Source organism: Providencia sp. SP181 (assembly GCF_050446505.1).
GTDB classification, from domain to species: Bacteria; Pseudomonadota; Gammaproteobacteria; order Enterobacterales; family Enterobacteriaceae; genus Providencia; species Providencia vermicola.
Map to the genome: position 1 here is coordinate 192,139 of NZ_JBBPXM010000001.1, position 15,749 is coordinate 207,887.

The following is a 15,749-nucleotide window of genomic DNA, read 5'->3' on the forward strand; positions in this document are numbered from 1 at the left end:
TAAAACTTTCAAATCGCTTTAATTTTTAATATACTATTCCCGTAATAGTTGACTAAAAATATCAAATAATAACCCTTCACAAAAATCGAGGATGTCATATGGACATTCATAGTATTATCGGTATAAAAATAAAAAACCGGAGAAAAGAACTTGGTCTTTCTGGCGCTGATTTAGCTAATAAATTAAATTTAAGTCAGCAACAAATATCTCGATATGAGAATGGTATAAATAAAATACCTATTAACCATTTAGTTGATATCGCTGAGGTTTTGGATTGCCCAATCGAATGGTTTTTTCATGGTTATACAACTAGTTCAAAATCAAATAAAAACAAGCTCTCTAATGAAACTAGCCAAGAATTAAAATATACAGCAGAAAGTGTCATTGCTCCAATCAAAAACCGTCCCTAAAAAATTTTTATTAAGATGGTCATTAATTATAAAAATAACATGGATGCATCAGCACCATGTTATTTTTATAGTTTGAGTTAAATAAAATGCCAGTCGTTATAATAACAACTGGCATTTTATAATAATTTAAACTCAATACATATTAATTAGTTTCTTGAATATTCCTCAAAAAACCTATTCAATTAATCATAAGTGATATTAAATACCATTTTTGAATTTACTTCACCAGCTGAAGTTGAACTGCCATATTGGTAATATCGAGCCTTGTAATTTAAATCAAGATACTTTGTTTGTCGATCTGCTAAGACTCCAACTCTATACTTGTCATTAAATATAAGTGGTTTATTTGTATTACGTTCTAAAACCTGTACCCCGACGCCAGCAGCTCCATTTGATGACTTAATTTGATTAATCAAAACACCTTGTCGGTTATTCATCTTGTCTGGTACATCACCATTAAAAGTCATATTCACATTTGCAAAGCCAGAATAGCTAACACCACCACTACAGATCAATCTAATATCAAAGTTTTTCTCACCTGCAGTTGTACCTACACCATTGAGCTGAGAACGTTTAATTGGATCCAAATAAACATTTTTTTCATTCCCCCCCTCTACTTGGCAAGAAGGAGAAACTATTGTAATTGCTTCAGCATCTAACTTCGTTACTAAAAATGGATTGTTATTTGGAATATACCCATAAGAGGTATAGTAGCCACTCGCAATAACACCAGATCCTGTAACAGGAGCCGTTTTCACTAAAGTTAAAATAAACTTCGACCCAGCTAAGTAGTAGTTACTCGATGTTGGTGCATAAAATGTATCTGGGTATGTCATCCTTATCGCACCTTCACGGTGAAATTTCATACCAATTCCAGGAACATTTGTCTGATAAATTTTATTCCCTACAGGAACAAGACTCGACATAGTAACTAATGCTGAGATCGGTGTATTTCGAGTACAGTATGCATAAATAGCACTTGAGTTTTCCCTCATATCCCACGTTTGTTCAGCGATTGTATCCCCAACATTTAAATTAGGATCTACCACGACCCGTCCCATCTGCATATTAAGTTCATATGTACGAGTCGAAGTACGATTACAATATGCAGAAGCATAAGTTGCAGTAAGAAGCAATCCAATTCCGATATACAAACGATATTGTTTCGTTATTGACATAAACTTTCCTTGCTGTTTCCAGCTTCTAAAGAGAACGAGCACTGGCCATTGTCCCATTTAATGAATGCTTCTTTCGCGGTTTCACTGCTAATAAACACAGTTCCTCCTTGCCCAACAATACCGATTGACTCGCCATTTTTATCAGTCACATTCGCGCCGAACGGTAATGATTTATTGCCAGGTCTTACGACATTAAATGCAATATTTTTTTCTACTTTAGTACCAAACTTAATTTTAACTACGCTGCCTTCATAAGGCACAACTTGGCTTGTTGTATTTTCGAAAACAATATCTTCTGGGCTGCCCTTAGGGTCGATTTCTACATTGTTAATACGATAAGCTCTTACATAAGGTGCGATAGCGTAACCATTACTATCTACACGAGTTCCTGGCGCCCCCATAATGGATGCACCTTCAGCACCTTTTGCTTCAATTAACGCTAATGTTGTTGAACTATTAGGCGTCAATGTCACTCCCCCCGAGTGCACAACCATAGAACCATTAGCACCCAATCCAAATTGGCGGTATCCCTGGCCTTGGCTATAGTTAGCGTTGGTATTTACGAGTGAGGTACGGTATCCCGTATTCAAACCAATATTTTTCTCACCACCATTTGCAACCGAAGTGTTTATACCATAAGTCCAGTTATTCTCTTTATCGAATGCACCACTCGCACCAATTTGAGTTGAACCAAATTTTTCGTTATTGAATACTGTATTTGACGTCAATGTTGCACTCTGGCTTTCGCCAAAATACAGGGGATAACTCAGATTTAAACTTATACGGTCGTCTTTTTTATTATTATTAGTATTATCTGCATATACTCTCATCAGCGCGATACCATATGAGAGACGGTTATAATTATTGTTATAACTCAGTTGATATTGCTCTTCAGTTCCTGATTTATCCCAATAATTAGAGATACGGCCAGTAAAATAAATCCCACCGTACCCTTCTGGTAAGTTTTGGTTTATTGTATAGCTAAAGCCGTTCTTTTCGCGGCCTAGCGTATTTTCTACGCCACGCTTATCATTATCTATTGCATACAATGCATTATTAATATTGTAATAATCTTTTGTTGAATATCGATAAGCAGCTAATACTAGGTTAGTATCTGTCTGTGTGAATAAACGACTAAATGTTAAACGATAGCTTTGCCCATTCTCGGTTCTATATTTAAATGCAGTTCTTGATTGTGTTAAGTCAACTGCAACTGCACCAAATCCAGTATTGATACCTGTACCAACTAAATAAGCCTGGTAGTCATCAAATGCTGTCACACCGCCATAAAGTGTAAATGTATTATTCAAACCATGCTGAATAGTTCCCTGCATAATAAAGGGACGATTTCTTAATCCATCAGCATCTGCTTTACCACTAGCAACTTGATATCGAGTGAAACCTGGGCGTAATAATTGCGCTAACGATGAATATGGCACACTGAAAGTCGTTTCATTACCATCAGCTTCTTTTACTGTTACAACCAAATCATTCCCATAACCTGATGGATAAACATCCGTTAAGCTAAAAGGACCTGGAGAGACGGTTGTTTGGTAAATAATAGAGCCATTTTGCCTGACAGTGACCAAAGCATTACTTTGTGCTATACCTCTAATTTCAGGCGCATATGTTGACATCCCGTCAGGGTACATGTTGTCATCTGTCGCCAACTTTGCACCACGTAAGCTGATACTATCGAATAGATCGCCATCTGTATAAAATTGCCCAGCAGTCGCTTTTGATTTTAATCCTGCAATAGGTTTTTGTAAGTAAGTTTGATTGCTATTCCAATTCGTACCATCATGGCGCTGCCAGTTAAGGTTGCCAATATGCTTGAACAACCAACCATCAAAGCTTAACCCAGCATTTAATCCAAGGTAAGCGCTGGCGTTATCAGTTCCTTGAGAACCACTAGTATGATTATCATAATAGTTAGCCATATAGCTTACATTCAATGCAGGGATCCCTGTTTCCCAAAACTGAGGAGAAACATATCCACGGGAAATTCGCTGCTCATAAATTTGTGGAACAGAAATATCTAAACGTAGTGTCGATGCGTGGAAAATATCCACAACATCTTTTTCATTATTCCAATCTTTTAATGGTAAGCAACTGTCACTATCTTGGTTAAGTGTTGGGTTCAATTTTTCAGTATTAATACCAAAGTCAGAAAGCATTGCTGGCGTGTAGCACACCGCTAATCGACCATCTTTCTGCTCTTCAAAATTGAGATCATAGCGCCCCTTCCAGTTGTTATTTGTGTAAACATCAACTGAATATTTTCCAGGGCTAATTCCTGAAGAATTGAATCGCGCCAGATCAACGTCTTCTTTACTACCTATAATAAAACCACTATTAAACTCATAGGTTGTATCTTCTTCACTCCATGCATAAAATGTAGGTACCATACATGCAGTGACAAAGCAGGTCACAGAGAGCGTATTGCTATATTTATTTATTAACTCTCGCTGTTTCATCATATATTCCTATTTAACGGTAGTTTTCACCGCAATATCTGATCCATAATCATTAATATTATTAATTACGATGTTACTTCCTGAACTTACGACTTTTTTTAATTCTACCGTTGTTTGACTTTTGGGCTCTAATAAAACAGTTTTTTCATTTAAGCCAGACTTACCATCTGTTGAAATCTTTGTAACCGTAATATAGTAAGGAGTCGGATTATCGATAATAATATTCTTACCACTTGATTTGATGACAAGTTGTTCTGGCGCTAATTCACGACTACCGAGTCCTGTGGGGCGATAAAAGAATTTAAACCGAGAGCGGATCGCTAATTGCAATACATTCTGATTATCACCTTCCTTACCTTTAGCCACTGGTGGAATGTCTAAAATATTTAACCACCATAAACTTTCTCTATCCTGAGGAATACTTCCTTTATCCATTAATTTGATTCGTAATGTTTGGCCACCTTTAGCCTCTACACGTGAAATTGGCGGTGTAATTTGAAAAGGTGTTTTTATCGTGTCTGGCGTTTCTGATGCATCACCGGTATCAAGCCAAGCTTGTGCAATCGCAGGACGATCCGCTGTGTTGTTTAATTGCACGGTAATTTCTTTTTCATTTCCAGGGTAAATAAACCGTGTGCCATTGACGATAATATTATTAGCAAATGAATGCATACTGAAAATGAAGCAGAATATAAAAACTATTGCTTTCATTTAAACCTCAAAATAAAAGCGGCAGTATAGCTACCGCTTATTAAAGTAATATTTACTTAATATTCAAATAATGTCATAGGAATAACACTAATAAATAAATAATTAACTTACTGATCTCTTATTGGTAAGTGATTTCATAAGTAGCATAGCTTTTAACTTCACCTGTCGTTACCGTTTTAGGTGTAGAAGTTGCATAACCAACGTAATATTGGAAACGAGCACCATTCTCAACTTTTGTCACATCACCAGTAACTTTTTTCTGTGTTGGGTTACCAGGGATAATTTTACCTGTTAAGTCAGCGCTATCATCAACAGATAGTGCTAATTGGATGTTAGAAGCACCTGTGCTTTCAGTATTTGCTAAGTAACCTTCTGATTTCCCAGATGCACCTTGCAGTAAGTTACCACCAGTCCAGTTAACATTTAATAATGTTTTATCAATTGCTGCATCATTCGCTTTATCTTGCACATCGGCAGCAACACAATTAGTTACATCAATAACAAATGGCTTAGCTTTCAGTAAAACGTCTGCACCACCGTCACGAACCTCTGCTAATGAAACTGGCGCTAAGTAAACGCTAGCATCGCTACCTTGGCCGTCAACAGAAACAGTACAAGAAACATCAGTCACTTTACCGTGAAAGTTAACTTGGCCACCGCCAACGTTTGTACCAGCAGCGTTAGCTGTTGATAAACCGATAATTGTTGTTGCAACTGCAGTCAGTAATACTTTCTTCATTTTCATTTCCTAATATGAGATTTTTATTCTTACACTTATAAGAACTCATTAAGTTTTTGTTTTATTTAGTGGTAAAAATGAAAACAAAAATCCTATCGTACAATAAATATACGAATATTAAGGCTTATGTTTCATTTTGAAACCTTCTGCATTAATACAAATAAATATGTTTCTTAATTAGTCCTATTTTCAATTAATAATCATATGCTCTATATGATCTCGAAAAGAGGATACATAATAACTTAAATTTTATTAAATCGTTTTTATCATTGCATATCAAATCATTTGATAGATGATATCTATTGAAAATGATCTATTGATTGAGGTATCTGATGTGTTGTTTTCGCTGATTTACACGTAAAAAGTTCAATTTTTAGATAAAAAAGTGATTTATAATAATTTTCTAGAGTTTAAATATTTAAATTTAAACTTAAATGGTTTTTTATAAAACACGTTTTTCTGACTTATAGTGAAAAAAAAGACATTTTACTTACATTTGGATACTTTTTATCGCAAAATATCATCCAGACACATCATATTTAGAATAGTAAACAGAACATTAAATATAAATTATTTTAATGTATTTTTATGAGGATAATGATTAAATTCTCAAAGATTAAAAAAATGATAATAGCGAATTATTATGCTTAACCCCAAGAAAACACCCAAAACGAGTATTTAGGGTTAATCATATCAGTAATTAGATTTATACAGAATAACATTTAATATATATGAATTAAGAAATCATTTGAATCTGATTTAATCCAAATAGAAATATATAAATGGAAGGCTAAAAAAAAATAGATGGAAAAATAATAATAAAATCGCAATAAAATGCTTTATTCATTCAACAGCACAAACAAGTAATACATCTTAATGAGAGTATCAATAATAGAAACAATGTAAAAAAAAATTATCATTGTTTTTGATATAGAATAAAAAAAGCCATTAGTTAGTATAAAAAACAAACTGTTCTATATCAATTTTCGCATTTCATAACCATATGAAAACCATCATGATTTCTTAAAACGAACACCTCCCCAAAAAAAGATATTAACCTTCATTTTTAGCATTAAGAATATTCTTAATTTACACATATAGTGTGTAAGAGTGTGATCAACCACCTTAAACACATCAAAAAAAGACCAGTAAATAAACAATATCCTATCTTAAATTGCATCATATCGTTTTTATACATATTCGATTCGTGCAATAAGACCTATTTTTACCCCTATTACATAACATAAAGTAGCTAACTCTATTTTAGTATCGTTTTTTGAACATAATGAGACAATGCCCCATAAAAATATTTTACATCAACAATTTACGATAGTTCGATCATGTTCAACATTAAAAGCCATATGAAACGATAAAAATGTTGCCATCGAAGCACTTAAGATGCTCTACAAAATTTATACTAGACTCATGATAACTATCGAATAGATAACGACACTACTATTATCGGCCAATAACAGTAAAAGGTGAGTGAAAAATGATTTATTTTTGATTAAGGAAAAGCAAAAACCAAAACAGATTTTTGCTTTAGGAGAAAGGCTAGATAATTTATTGTTGATCTCTGCGGTATAAGGCCCACTCTTCTATCTTCTCACCTGAAGGTAATGTACAAATACCCACTTGCCCTTCCCCAGTATCAATAATTTCAGATGTTCCACCAATTTTCCCACAATAAACTGAAGCTGGATTAGCCATTCCAATAGGCTTTGTCATATTCGCTTCTTTTGCGGTACACCCCACAACTAAAACTAAGGCTGAAAAGACCAGGTATTTTTTCATACACATCCTTATTTAGGTTAAGTTAAGTCAATTCATCTCACGACGAAAAACAACATCCCAATACTCCTTCAATGAGCCTTCTTAAAATGACCCATAAGAACATTACCAGGCTATATATTTACGGCCCTAGCCCAAGCGCTATAAACAACTTATGTTATGAATAAACTCCTAAACTAAATTATTTCTTCTTACGATTATCAAAAATAACAATTAAAATCCCTAAGCAAGCAACAACAAGACTCCCAATAATGTAATTTTGCCTATCAAATGCGAGGCCTGCATCTTTTATATTCTCACCATAGACGATAGGTATACTTACATCCATATTATATGATAGAAAAGCAGTAATGAGCCCAATAATCGTTAAAACGACACCAAACGTTTTCATTCTGTTCCCCTTAGATTACATTAATTTAGGATATGTTAACTAACAACCTAAATAAAAGCAAAGCTTATACTTACCATTACACTTTATATTTTAACAAAAAATGCGCAGCGTATTAACAACACCACAAACTATTTTCGACGAGATTTGATAACTAAAATTATATTAAAAAATTAGTCTAACTATTTAAAGGCAATCATGAGTGATTAGCTAAAAAGCATAATTAATCATTAATGCATGATGACTAAACCTTTCTAATAAAGGAAACTGTGATGTAGAAAAAAGGATATCCAATAATGTAATTAGATCAAGTCCAGGTAAGGATGCTTCCATTTTAATACCTATAATTAGAGAATAAAAAACTACGCCTTTATATTAATGTTATGGTGCCATTACTGGAATTTCATTCATACAACGTTGTTGCCAAATTTTTTGAAAATCAGCTTCAGGGATCATCTCACCTTCAAAATCAAATAAAGGAAAAGATAAAATATTCTTTTTATTTTTATCTTTTGCGACTTGAATAATAAATTTTTCATACTGGTAAGGTGCTTCATCTTTAAAGGTGAATACTTCACCACACACATTCCCTATTATATTATGAGGGGAGCCTGCAGCTGCTGCATACAGTTTCACATTTCTAAACTCTGTCGCTTGTGGTTGATACATAAAGTTTGCCACCATCAATTTAGCCTGAGCCGTTACATCCAATTGAGGATTAAGGTTTAATGAGACACCAAGTACAAACGCAAATAGTATCAATATTAAAAAACAGAGTATGCGAAAGAAGGTTGTAATCATAAATAAAAACCATTTACGGTGAACATAATTAAAATTCACCTCCTATCAGGAACAATAAGAACAATAAGAACAATATAAGTTAGCTAGTTATAAAAAATCGTGGATATTTAACAATACCCCCCACTAGTAACGTTCAAAAACACCGTAGTCTGGTCTTTCCCCTCGCATAACGGCGCGTTGTTGTTCGTGAACTGCTTCTCTATCTATGCGCTTTTGCTCCGATGTACGCAAATCTTTATGCGGCTTTGGCCATGTAGACTTATTAGGTTCAAAAGTTGGATTCGAAGAACATCCTGAGATGATGCATAAACAAAGCAGTGAATATATAGATTTCATGTTATTTCATAATTTCATCGAAAATAAGCAAGAAATCTAGCAAATTTGACGAATAATAACAATTAATTAAGTACTTTTAACTATATAAATTTAAAATTAAATGTAAATTTATACAACATTGTAATAGATGTAAAAATTTGTTAGCTTATTCACTTGTGTATTTAACTTAAAGTAAATTAAGTAGATACACTAACATCAAACAACAGGAGTAAACTCCATGATAACGAAGTACACTCTATTTATCGGGTTTTGGTCAATTCTAGCACTGAGTGTTGGAATCATTTATTCCCATATTTAATACACCAGCAAAAACAGGTTTATTTATCTGAACGTTCTAACAAACTGCGTGCCTGTTATCCGATAGAAAAAAGGCACGCAGTTCTCTTTCCGTCCCTATTTGTACAATGACTATAAAACCAATAGTGATAATTTAAAAACTAAGAAAGGCTCTATCGTCTCAACTGCAATAAGAGCCGCTTTTCCCAAAATAGCAACCACATTAGACCTTCTATTTAGCCCAACTATCATTGAATATATTTAAAGAAAACCATAAAAAGGTATTCATCAAAGATAGTCCTATCTCTCTCTACATATTTAAATTCCTATCATTAAATTATAAAGCAAGAAACAGAGATTGCTATCGTCTCACCTAAGTTATGGTTTATACACATAAACTAAGGAGCATCATGATGTTATTAAAAAACAAAGTTGCAATTATTACGGGAGCATCTTCTGGCATAGGTAAATCGACAGCCCTTCTATTTGCTAAACATGGAGCATCTGTCTGTTTAACTGCAAGACGCGAAGAAAACCTCCGCAAGATTGTAAGTGAAATACAAGGATATAGCGGTAAGGTCATTTATCATGTGGGTGATATCTGTGTAGAAGAGACGCATAGTGCCATCATCGATAAAACACTTAATGAATTTGGTAAGCTTGATATTGCAATAAATAATGCAGGCTCTGTTGGTACTTTAAAACCTTTAGCGGACTTTACGTTAGAAGAATGGTTTAAAGTACAAAATGCAAATATTACCGCTGCATTTATGGGGGCGAAAAGCCAAATTCCTGCCATGATTAAAACAGGTGGTGGATCACTTGTCTTTACATCTAGCTTTGTAGGAACTAGCTCAGCTTTACCTTATATGACGGCCTATGGCGTAGCGAAAACTGCTTTAATTGCCTTGGCTAAAGGGATCACTGCGGATTATGCCACACAAAATATTCGAGCAAATGCTCTATTACCTGGCGGTGTAAATACAGATATGGCTGGCGATCAACAGCAAAGAGATTGGGCTGCTAATTTACATGCTATGAAAAGATTGGCTGAGCCTGAAGAAATCGCTTCAGCCGCATTATTTTTAGCCAGTTCAATGTCAAGCTTTGTGACAGGAACTGCGCTGTTTGTAGATGGCGGCAATTCTGCCATCAAGTAAAAAGCAATACTAACTTTCAACGAAAAATCGGAGTCGTTAACCCCTACCTTTTGGTCTATTCATGATGTGGTCTTCCCAATCAACCACATCAATTTCCCTAACGGCAATATGCCGCACAGACACACCTTCATTATGCATTGCAGCTTTGGAACCTGTTTTTAACGGGTGCCAAGCAGGTAAGCTTTTTCCTTCAAGCAATAAACGATAAGCACAAGTCGTTGGTAACCACTCAAAAGTTTCTAAATTATAACGGTTGAGCTTGATGCAATCCGCCTCGTACTCAAAGCGATTTTCATAATGCTTGCACTGGCAGGTTTTCAAATTTAATTGGTTGCAAGCCACATTGGTGAAATAGATTTCATCAGTATCTTCATCCATTAATTTATGTAAGCAACATTGCCCACATCCATCACACAAAGATTCCCATTCATCATCTGTCATTTCATCTAGTGTCTTAACCTGCCAGAACTGCGACATAATACTTATCAATCCTATACTTAAATAACTCGAGTTGTCAGCGAGTGGTCATTAATCGATAGCTTTAACATATCACCAGAGGCCAATGGACCGACACCTTCTGGGGTCCCCGTCAAAATGACATCCCCTGCACGTAATGTGAAGAAGCGGGACATATAGCTAATAAGAGGTAAAATCGGCGTGATCATATCACGCGTTGAGCCTTCTTGGCGAATTTCCCCATTAATTTCCAGTGATAACTGAACATTCTGCAATTCACTTGGATTATTGACTGGAATAAACCCTGAAATTGGGCAAGAACCATCGAACGCTTTACTTTTTTCCCACGGCTGACCCGCTTTCTTAAATTTTGCCTGTAAATCACGCAATGTTAAGTCCAGTGCAACGGCATAACCTGCAATTGCACGAGAAACACGGTCTTCGTCCGCATTTTTTAATGGCATGCCAATCAAAATTGCCATTTCGACTTCATGGTGAACTGCACCCAAATCCTTTGGAATAACAATCGATTGAGTGATATCACAAAGTGCAGTTTCAGGTTTGATAAAGATAACCGGCTCCTCGGGTACAGCTGAGCCCATCTCTTTGATATGCTTGGCATAGTTACTACCTACACAAACAACTTTGTTTGCTGGAAAATCAAGTAAAGCACCTTGCCAGTCACGATGTTGATACATAAGGGTAACTCCTATTATCGTTATTGTATTTTTTGAGCGATGCCATCGGCCATCAAGCTAACACTCAATGCAAAATAGTATGAGCGATTCCAATGCATGATGGTGCGAAAGTTCTCTGTCACTAAAAATGTTCTACCTTCAGGATCATCCGGAATAACAACCCATGTTTTTACATCCGGCGATAGTTGTGCAAATGCAGGTAACTTAACCCCTAATTGCTGCCAATCACTGACAGTTTTGCCTTGTTCTGCTTTAACGCCTTCTAAAGCTCGGCCAAAGTCCGCTGGTAAACTGACTTGGTAACCCCATGGTAATTGGGATTGCCAACCTTCTGTTGATAAATAATTGGCGATTGAGGCGAAAACATCCGCTTTATTATTCCAAATATCCATCTTTCCATCGCCATCACCATCTGCCGCATAAGACAAATAGGATGTTGGCATAAACTGACTCTGACCCATCGCACCAGCCCATGAGCCTTTTAATTGCTGGTCTTCAGGGATATACCCCTTATCCATTATCTCTAGTGCTGCCAGCAATTGCTTGCTAAAAAGCGCTTCACGGCGCCCCTCGAAAGATAACGTGGCGAGCGCTGAAATGACGTCTTCTTTTCCTTGTGAGCGCCCAAAGCCACTTTCAAGCCCCCAAAGGGAAACAATAAATTGCGGTGGAACGCCATATTTTTGGCTAATTGAATCAAGCAGCGCTTTGTTTTCAATATACTTATCATACCCCGCATTGATACGTGATTGCGGAAGGACATTTTTCAGGTAGCTTGCTAATGTGACCGTTGCTCTTTTTTCTGGCTGCCCTTTATCCGCTTTTACCACTCGTTCGATAAAATGAATATTTGCAAAACCACGTTCGATCGTGGCGGGTTTGATCCCTTGAGCAATAGCATGTTCTTTCAATAATTCCACATAAGCAGGAAATTGCGAAGGTTCACGCTGCTCAATAGGAAACGCTTTATCTAGTGCAGCAACTTCTTGGATAATCGCCGCACTTTGTTCCGCAGTAATCGGTTGAGTCGCAACCGTTCCATGTTGTTTCGCTGAGCAACTTGCTAAAAGCAAACCAGCGACTAATGTATATAATAACGTTGGTTTCATTTGTATCCTCCAGAGCACACAAAGCTTTTCAGGTTTTTCTTAAATTACTTTAAATATTAAGCTCTTTATGTTCTGAAAGCAGATCCTCCACTGGAGGCGGAAATTGTAAGTAATAACCAACTTCTTGTAAGTCAGCCTTAACTCGTGATAAATCAGCATTAGCAAGCTTTTCGCGCTTGTCTAACGCAATCACCATAGCAAATTGAGGTGTTCCAAATTGGGCTAATAACTCTTCAGGAACGCGTGAAAAATCATCTTTCTTTTCAACATAAAGATAGGTTTGTTCACGCTTAGGGCTTCTATAAATTGCACAAATCATTATATTTAACTCTTTTTCTTAGTTCATTAGCTTGCTTGAAGAATGTAGTAACTATAACATGCTATTGTTTTACAGAATATCTTCACCCGAGGATTGTTTCGGAAATTTTAATTTGCTGAGTCTAGATAGATGCCACAATCGCCAATAGAACTTAAAGGCAGCAGTTTTACTCTTTCAGTTATTCACTTATACAGTGAAGAGCCTAAACTCATCAAAAAAGCGCTGCAAGAAAAAGTAAGTCAGGCTCCTGATTTCTTTAAAAATGCCCCTGTTGTCATCAATATTGCGGAATTAACTGCACATGCAGATTTATACAGCATACATAAATCTGTGGTTTCTGCGGGGTTACGTATTGTTGGAGTTAGTGGGTGTACAGACCCTTTATTGCGCCAAAAAGCCAATGAAGCAGGCTTACCAATATTAAGTGAAGGTAAAAGCCAGAAACCTGTTGAAATTCAGGCTGAGGCAAGTGTTGCCGCGGTACAAAATGAGCCCGTTTATCGTAAGACTAGAATTATCAATACCCCTGTTCGTTCTGGGCAACGTATTTACGCACCAAATAGTGATCTTATCGTCACAAGTAATGTAAGTGCAGGTGCAGAACTGTTAGCAGATGGTAATATTCATATATATGGTGTGATGCGCGGTCGTGCCTTAGCAGGTGCTTCTGGTGATATTGAAAGTCAGATTTATTGTACGCATTTGCAAGCAGAGTTAGTCTCTATTGCAGGTGAATATTGGCTGAGCGATCAAATCCCTGCTGAATTTCTCGCCAAAGCAGCTAAACTTCGTTTAGTTGATAACAAACTTAACATCGAATATTTAAATTAGACCTTATTTACAAGGAATTATTCATGGCACGCATAATTGTAGTGACTTCTGGTAAAGGTGGTGTTGGTAAAACCACTTCAAGCGCGGCCATAGCAACTGGCCTAGCACAAAAAGGGAAAAAAACTGTCGTAATCGATTTCGATATCGGTCTACGTAACCTTGACCTCATCATGGGGTGTGAACGTCGAGTTGTCTATGACTTCGTCAACGTTATCCAAGGTGATGCAACGCTAAATCAAGCCTTAATTAAAGACAAACGTACCGAAAATCTGTTTATTTTACCTGCCTCACAAACGCGTGATAAAGACGCATTAACCCGTGAAGGCGTGGAAAAGATCCTTGATGAGCTCGGTGATAATCTTGGTTTTGATTTTATTGTCTGCGATTCACCTGCAGGTATTGAAAGTGGTGCATTAATGGCGCTGTATTTTGCTGACGAAGCCATTATTACGACCAACCCAGAAGTGTCTTCAGTTCGTGACTCAGACCGCATTTTAGGTATTTTAGCCTCTAAATCACGTCGTGCAGAAAAAGGCCAAGACCCAATAAAAGAACACCTTCTACTGACCCGTTATAACCCAGGGCGGGTGACCCGCGGTGATATGTTAAGTATGGAAGATGTGCTGGAAATCCTTTGCATTCCATTGATTGGGGTTATTCCAGAAGATCAATCTGTTTTGCGCTCATCTAACCAAGGTGAACCTGTTATTTTAGATAAAGAGTCTGAAGCAGGCCAAGCTTACGATGACTGTGTCGCGCGTATTTTAGGTGAAGATCGCCCTATCCGTTTCATTGAAGAAGAGAAAAAAGGCTTCTTAAAACGCCTATTTGGGGGGTAAATAATGGCTTTATTGGATTTCTTTCTGTCGAGAAAAAAGACGACAGCGAATATCGCAAAAGAGCGATTACAAATCATCGTTGCGGAACGCCGCCGTGGTGATAGCGAACCCGCATACCTTGCTGATATGAAACGCGATATTTTGCAAGTTATCTGCAAGTATGTCCAAGTTGATCCTGAGATGTTATCAGTACAATTTGAACAAAAAGACGATGATATTTCTGTTCTTGAGTTAAACGTCACGCTACCAGAAGGTGACGAAATTAAAACGACTACAACAGAAAAATAATTCGCAAAGAAGCCGCTATGTTGTATGGCGGCTTGCTTTTTATTACCAATAGTTTATTACCAATATATAACAATAGGCTCAGGCTCACCTTTGCCACAAATATTAGTCATCTTTTCAGGTTGAAAACCACCACGGTTCGGCAATTTATAGCTTGAATTTAATTGCTAATGTAACCTGTTTTTTAAAGCCTTCTGGCGGTATACCAACAGAACTGCTCTTCGCTACTGCCGTTAACGCTGCTTGGTCGAGTTGAGTATGCATAGAGGATTTAGCAATACTTACCTTGGTTATCTCCCCCAATGGCGTTAGCGTAAAACTCACCTCTACCGTTCCTTGAATATTGGTATTTCTCGCTTTTCTGGGATAACGTTTATGGCGCTCTATTTCACGGCGTAATTTATCAATATAAGATTGGTGACTCGCGCTTATACTATCCCCAACCGCCCTCGTATTTTGCGCCCCCTGTTCGCCTGCGGCATCGGAGACCGTGTTATTTTGCCCTGCCTGTTGCTCTTGTTTTACATCATCGTTTTTTTCACTTTTTTGTTGCTGTTCTTTTTGCTGCTTAATAACCTTTTTATTTGGTTGTTTTTCATCTTTTTTCTCGATGTTTTTTTTCTGAGTTGCTGAAACTTTATTTTCATCACTGTGCGTGCTTTTTTTATTCGCAACTTTAATTACGGCATTTTCATTTTGTTGTGGTTCTGAGAGCAATCCACCTGTTAGCTCATTATGTAATGTGACATCATTTATTTGCTTTTCAATTACATTTTGCGTCATTGCAAAAGAGATTATCTCCGCTTTTATTGGCGTATAAATTTGTGCGAAACGTGTTTTCTCTGCACTTAAACAATAAAAAACAATACCAAAATGAAATAATAGCGAAACCATAACCGCAAGTTTAAAATTAAAACGTAAAGTAATCATTTTAATATCCCTAAT

18 protein-coding genes are annotated in these 15,749 nt (G+C 36.5%); 5 read left to right on the forward strand and 13 right to left on the reverse strand.

Features of this window, described 5'->3' with window-relative positions:
* Positions 1-98: 98 nt before the first annotated feature.
* Complete coding sequence (locus AABS66_RS00855; protein WP_206084219.1) at positions 99-410, forward strand: helix-turn-helix domain-containing protein; 312 nt, start codon at positions 99-101, stop codon at positions 408-410.
* A gap of 182 nt (positions 411-592) precedes the next feature.
* On the opposite strand, the gene AABS66_RS00860 is transcribed toward AABS66_RS00855, so the two are convergent.
* From AABS66_RS00860 to AABS66_RS00895, 8 genes are all read right to left on the reverse strand, one after another.
* On the reverse strand, positions 593-1,588 hold the full coding sequence (locus tag AABS66_RS00860; protein ID WP_206084218.1) for a fimbrial protein: 996 nt from the start codon (positions 1,586-1,588) through the stop codon (positions 593-595).
* Positions 1,579-4,065, reverse strand: a complete 2,487-nt coding sequence (locus tag AABS66_RS00865; RefSeq protein ID WP_306803666.1) for a fimbria/pilus outer membrane usher protein — start codon at positions 4,063-4,065, stop codon at positions 1,579-1,581. Before AABS66_RS00865 ends, AABS66_RS00860 begins: the two co-directional genes overlap by 10 nt.
* Before the next feature lie 9 nt (positions 4,066-4,074).
* Entirely contained in the window at positions 4,075-4,776 is a 702-nt protein-coding gene (locus AABS66_RS00870; RefSeq protein WP_206084216.1) for a fimbrial biogenesis chaperone, read from the reverse strand.
* A 118-nt stretch (positions 4,777-4,894) separates the two neighbouring features.
* Entirely contained in the window at positions 4,895-5,515 is a 621-nt protein-coding gene (locus AABS66_RS00875; protein WP_206084215.1) for a fimbrial protein, read from the reverse strand.
* A gap of 1,563 nt (positions 5,516-7,078) precedes the next feature.
* The gene (locus AABS66_RS00880; RefSeq protein ID WP_206084214.1) at positions 7,079-7,309 is read right to left on the reverse strand and encodes a putative hemolysin; all 231 of its coding nucleotides are present in this window, start codon (positions 7,307-7,309) and stop codon (positions 7,079-7,081) included.
* A 178-nt stretch (positions 7,310-7,487) separates the two neighbouring features.
* Positions 7,488-7,697: a hypothetical protein gene (locus AABS66_RS00885; protein WP_206084213.1), complete on the reverse strand. Its 210-nt coding sequence runs from the start codon at positions 7,695-7,697 to the stop codon at positions 7,488-7,490.
* A 378-nt stretch (positions 7,698-8,075) separates the two neighbouring features.
* Positions 8,076-8,534 carry a hypothetical protein gene (locus tag AABS66_RS00890; protein ID WP_430224438.1) on the reverse strand — a complete coding sequence of 153 codons (459 nt, stop codon included), beginning with the start codon at positions 8,532-8,534 and terminating at the stop codon, positions 8,076-8,078.
* Positions 8,535-8,618: 84 nt separating this feature from the next.
* Complete coding sequence (locus tag AABS66_RS00895) at positions 8,619-8,831, reverse strand: AAA family ATPase (protein WP_206084211.1); 213 nt, start codon at positions 8,829-8,831, stop codon at positions 8,619-8,621.
* A 686-nt stretch (positions 8,832-9,517) separates the two neighbouring features.
* Here AABS66_RS00895 and AABS66_RS00900 point away from each other — a divergent pair.
* Positions 9,518-10,267: an SDR family oxidoreductase gene (locus AABS66_RS00900; protein ID WP_206084210.1), complete on the forward strand. Its 750-nt coding sequence runs from the start codon at positions 9,518-9,520 to the stop codon at positions 10,265-10,267.
* 36 nt (positions 10,268-10,303) lie between these two features.
* Here AABS66_RS00900 and AABS66_RS00905 read toward each other — a convergent pair whose 3' ends face one another.
* The 4 genes from AABS66_RS00905 to AABS66_RS00920 are packed head-to-tail and all read right to left on the reverse strand — an operon-like array spanning position 10,304 to position 12,849.
* Positions 10,304-10,744 carry a YcgN family cysteine cluster protein gene (locus tag AABS66_RS00905; protein WP_206084209.1) on the reverse strand — a complete coding sequence of 147 codons (441 nt, stop codon included), beginning with the start codon at positions 10,742-10,744 and terminating at the stop codon, positions 10,304-10,306.
* 20 nt (positions 10,745-10,764) lie between these two features.
* Positions 10,765-11,421: a fumarylacetoacetate hydrolase family protein gene (locus tag AABS66_RS00910; RefSeq protein ID WP_206084208.1), complete on the reverse strand. Its 657-nt coding sequence runs from the start codon at positions 11,419-11,421 to the stop codon at positions 10,765-10,767.
* 20 nt (positions 11,422-11,441) lie between these two features.
* Positions 11,442-12,530 carry a lytic murein transglycosylase gene (locus tag AABS66_RS00915; protein WP_206084207.1) on the reverse strand — a complete coding sequence of 363 codons (1,089 nt, stop codon included), beginning with the start codon at positions 12,528-12,530 and terminating at the stop codon, positions 11,442-11,444.
* A gap of 49 nt (positions 12,531-12,579) precedes the next feature.
* On the reverse strand, positions 12,580-12,849 hold the full coding sequence (locus tag AABS66_RS00920; protein WP_206084206.1) for a YcgL domain-containing protein: 270 nt from the start codon (positions 12,847-12,849) through the stop codon (positions 12,580-12,582).
* Between the two features lie 129 nt (positions 12,850-12,978).
* On the opposite strand from AABS66_RS00920, the gene minC reads away from it, so the two are divergent.
* Genes minC through minE form a run of 3 tightly spaced genes read left to right on the forward strand, consistent with a single transcriptional unit; the run spans position 12,979 to position 14,807 of the window.
* Complete coding sequence (minC, locus tag AABS66_RS00925; RefSeq protein ID WP_206084205.1) at positions 12,979-13,680, forward strand: septum site-determining protein MinC; 702 nt, start codon at positions 12,979-12,981, stop codon at positions 13,678-13,680.
* Positions 13,681-13,703: 23 nt separating this feature from the next.
* Complete coding sequence (minD, locus tag AABS66_RS00930) at positions 13,704-14,519, forward strand: septum site-determining protein MinD (RefSeq protein WP_206084204.1); 816 nt, start codon at positions 13,704-13,706, stop codon at positions 14,517-14,519.
* A gap of 3 nt (positions 14,520-14,522) precedes the next feature.
* Positions 14,523-14,807 (forward strand): cell division topological specificity factor MinE, encoded by a 285-nt coding sequence (gene minE / locus AABS66_RS00935; protein WP_206084203.1) that lies wholly within the window; start codon positions 14,523-14,525, stop codon positions 14,805-14,807.
* Between the two features lie 144 nt (positions 14,808-14,951).
* Here the strand turns inward: minE and AABS66_RS00940 are convergent, their stop codons facing one another.
* Positions 14,952-15,734, reverse strand: coding sequence for an energy transducer TonB (locus AABS66_RS00940; RefSeq protein WP_206084202.1), 783 nt, complete (start codon positions 15,732-15,734; stop codon positions 14,952-14,954).
* Between the last annotated feature and the right edge of the window lie 15 nt (positions 15,735-15,749).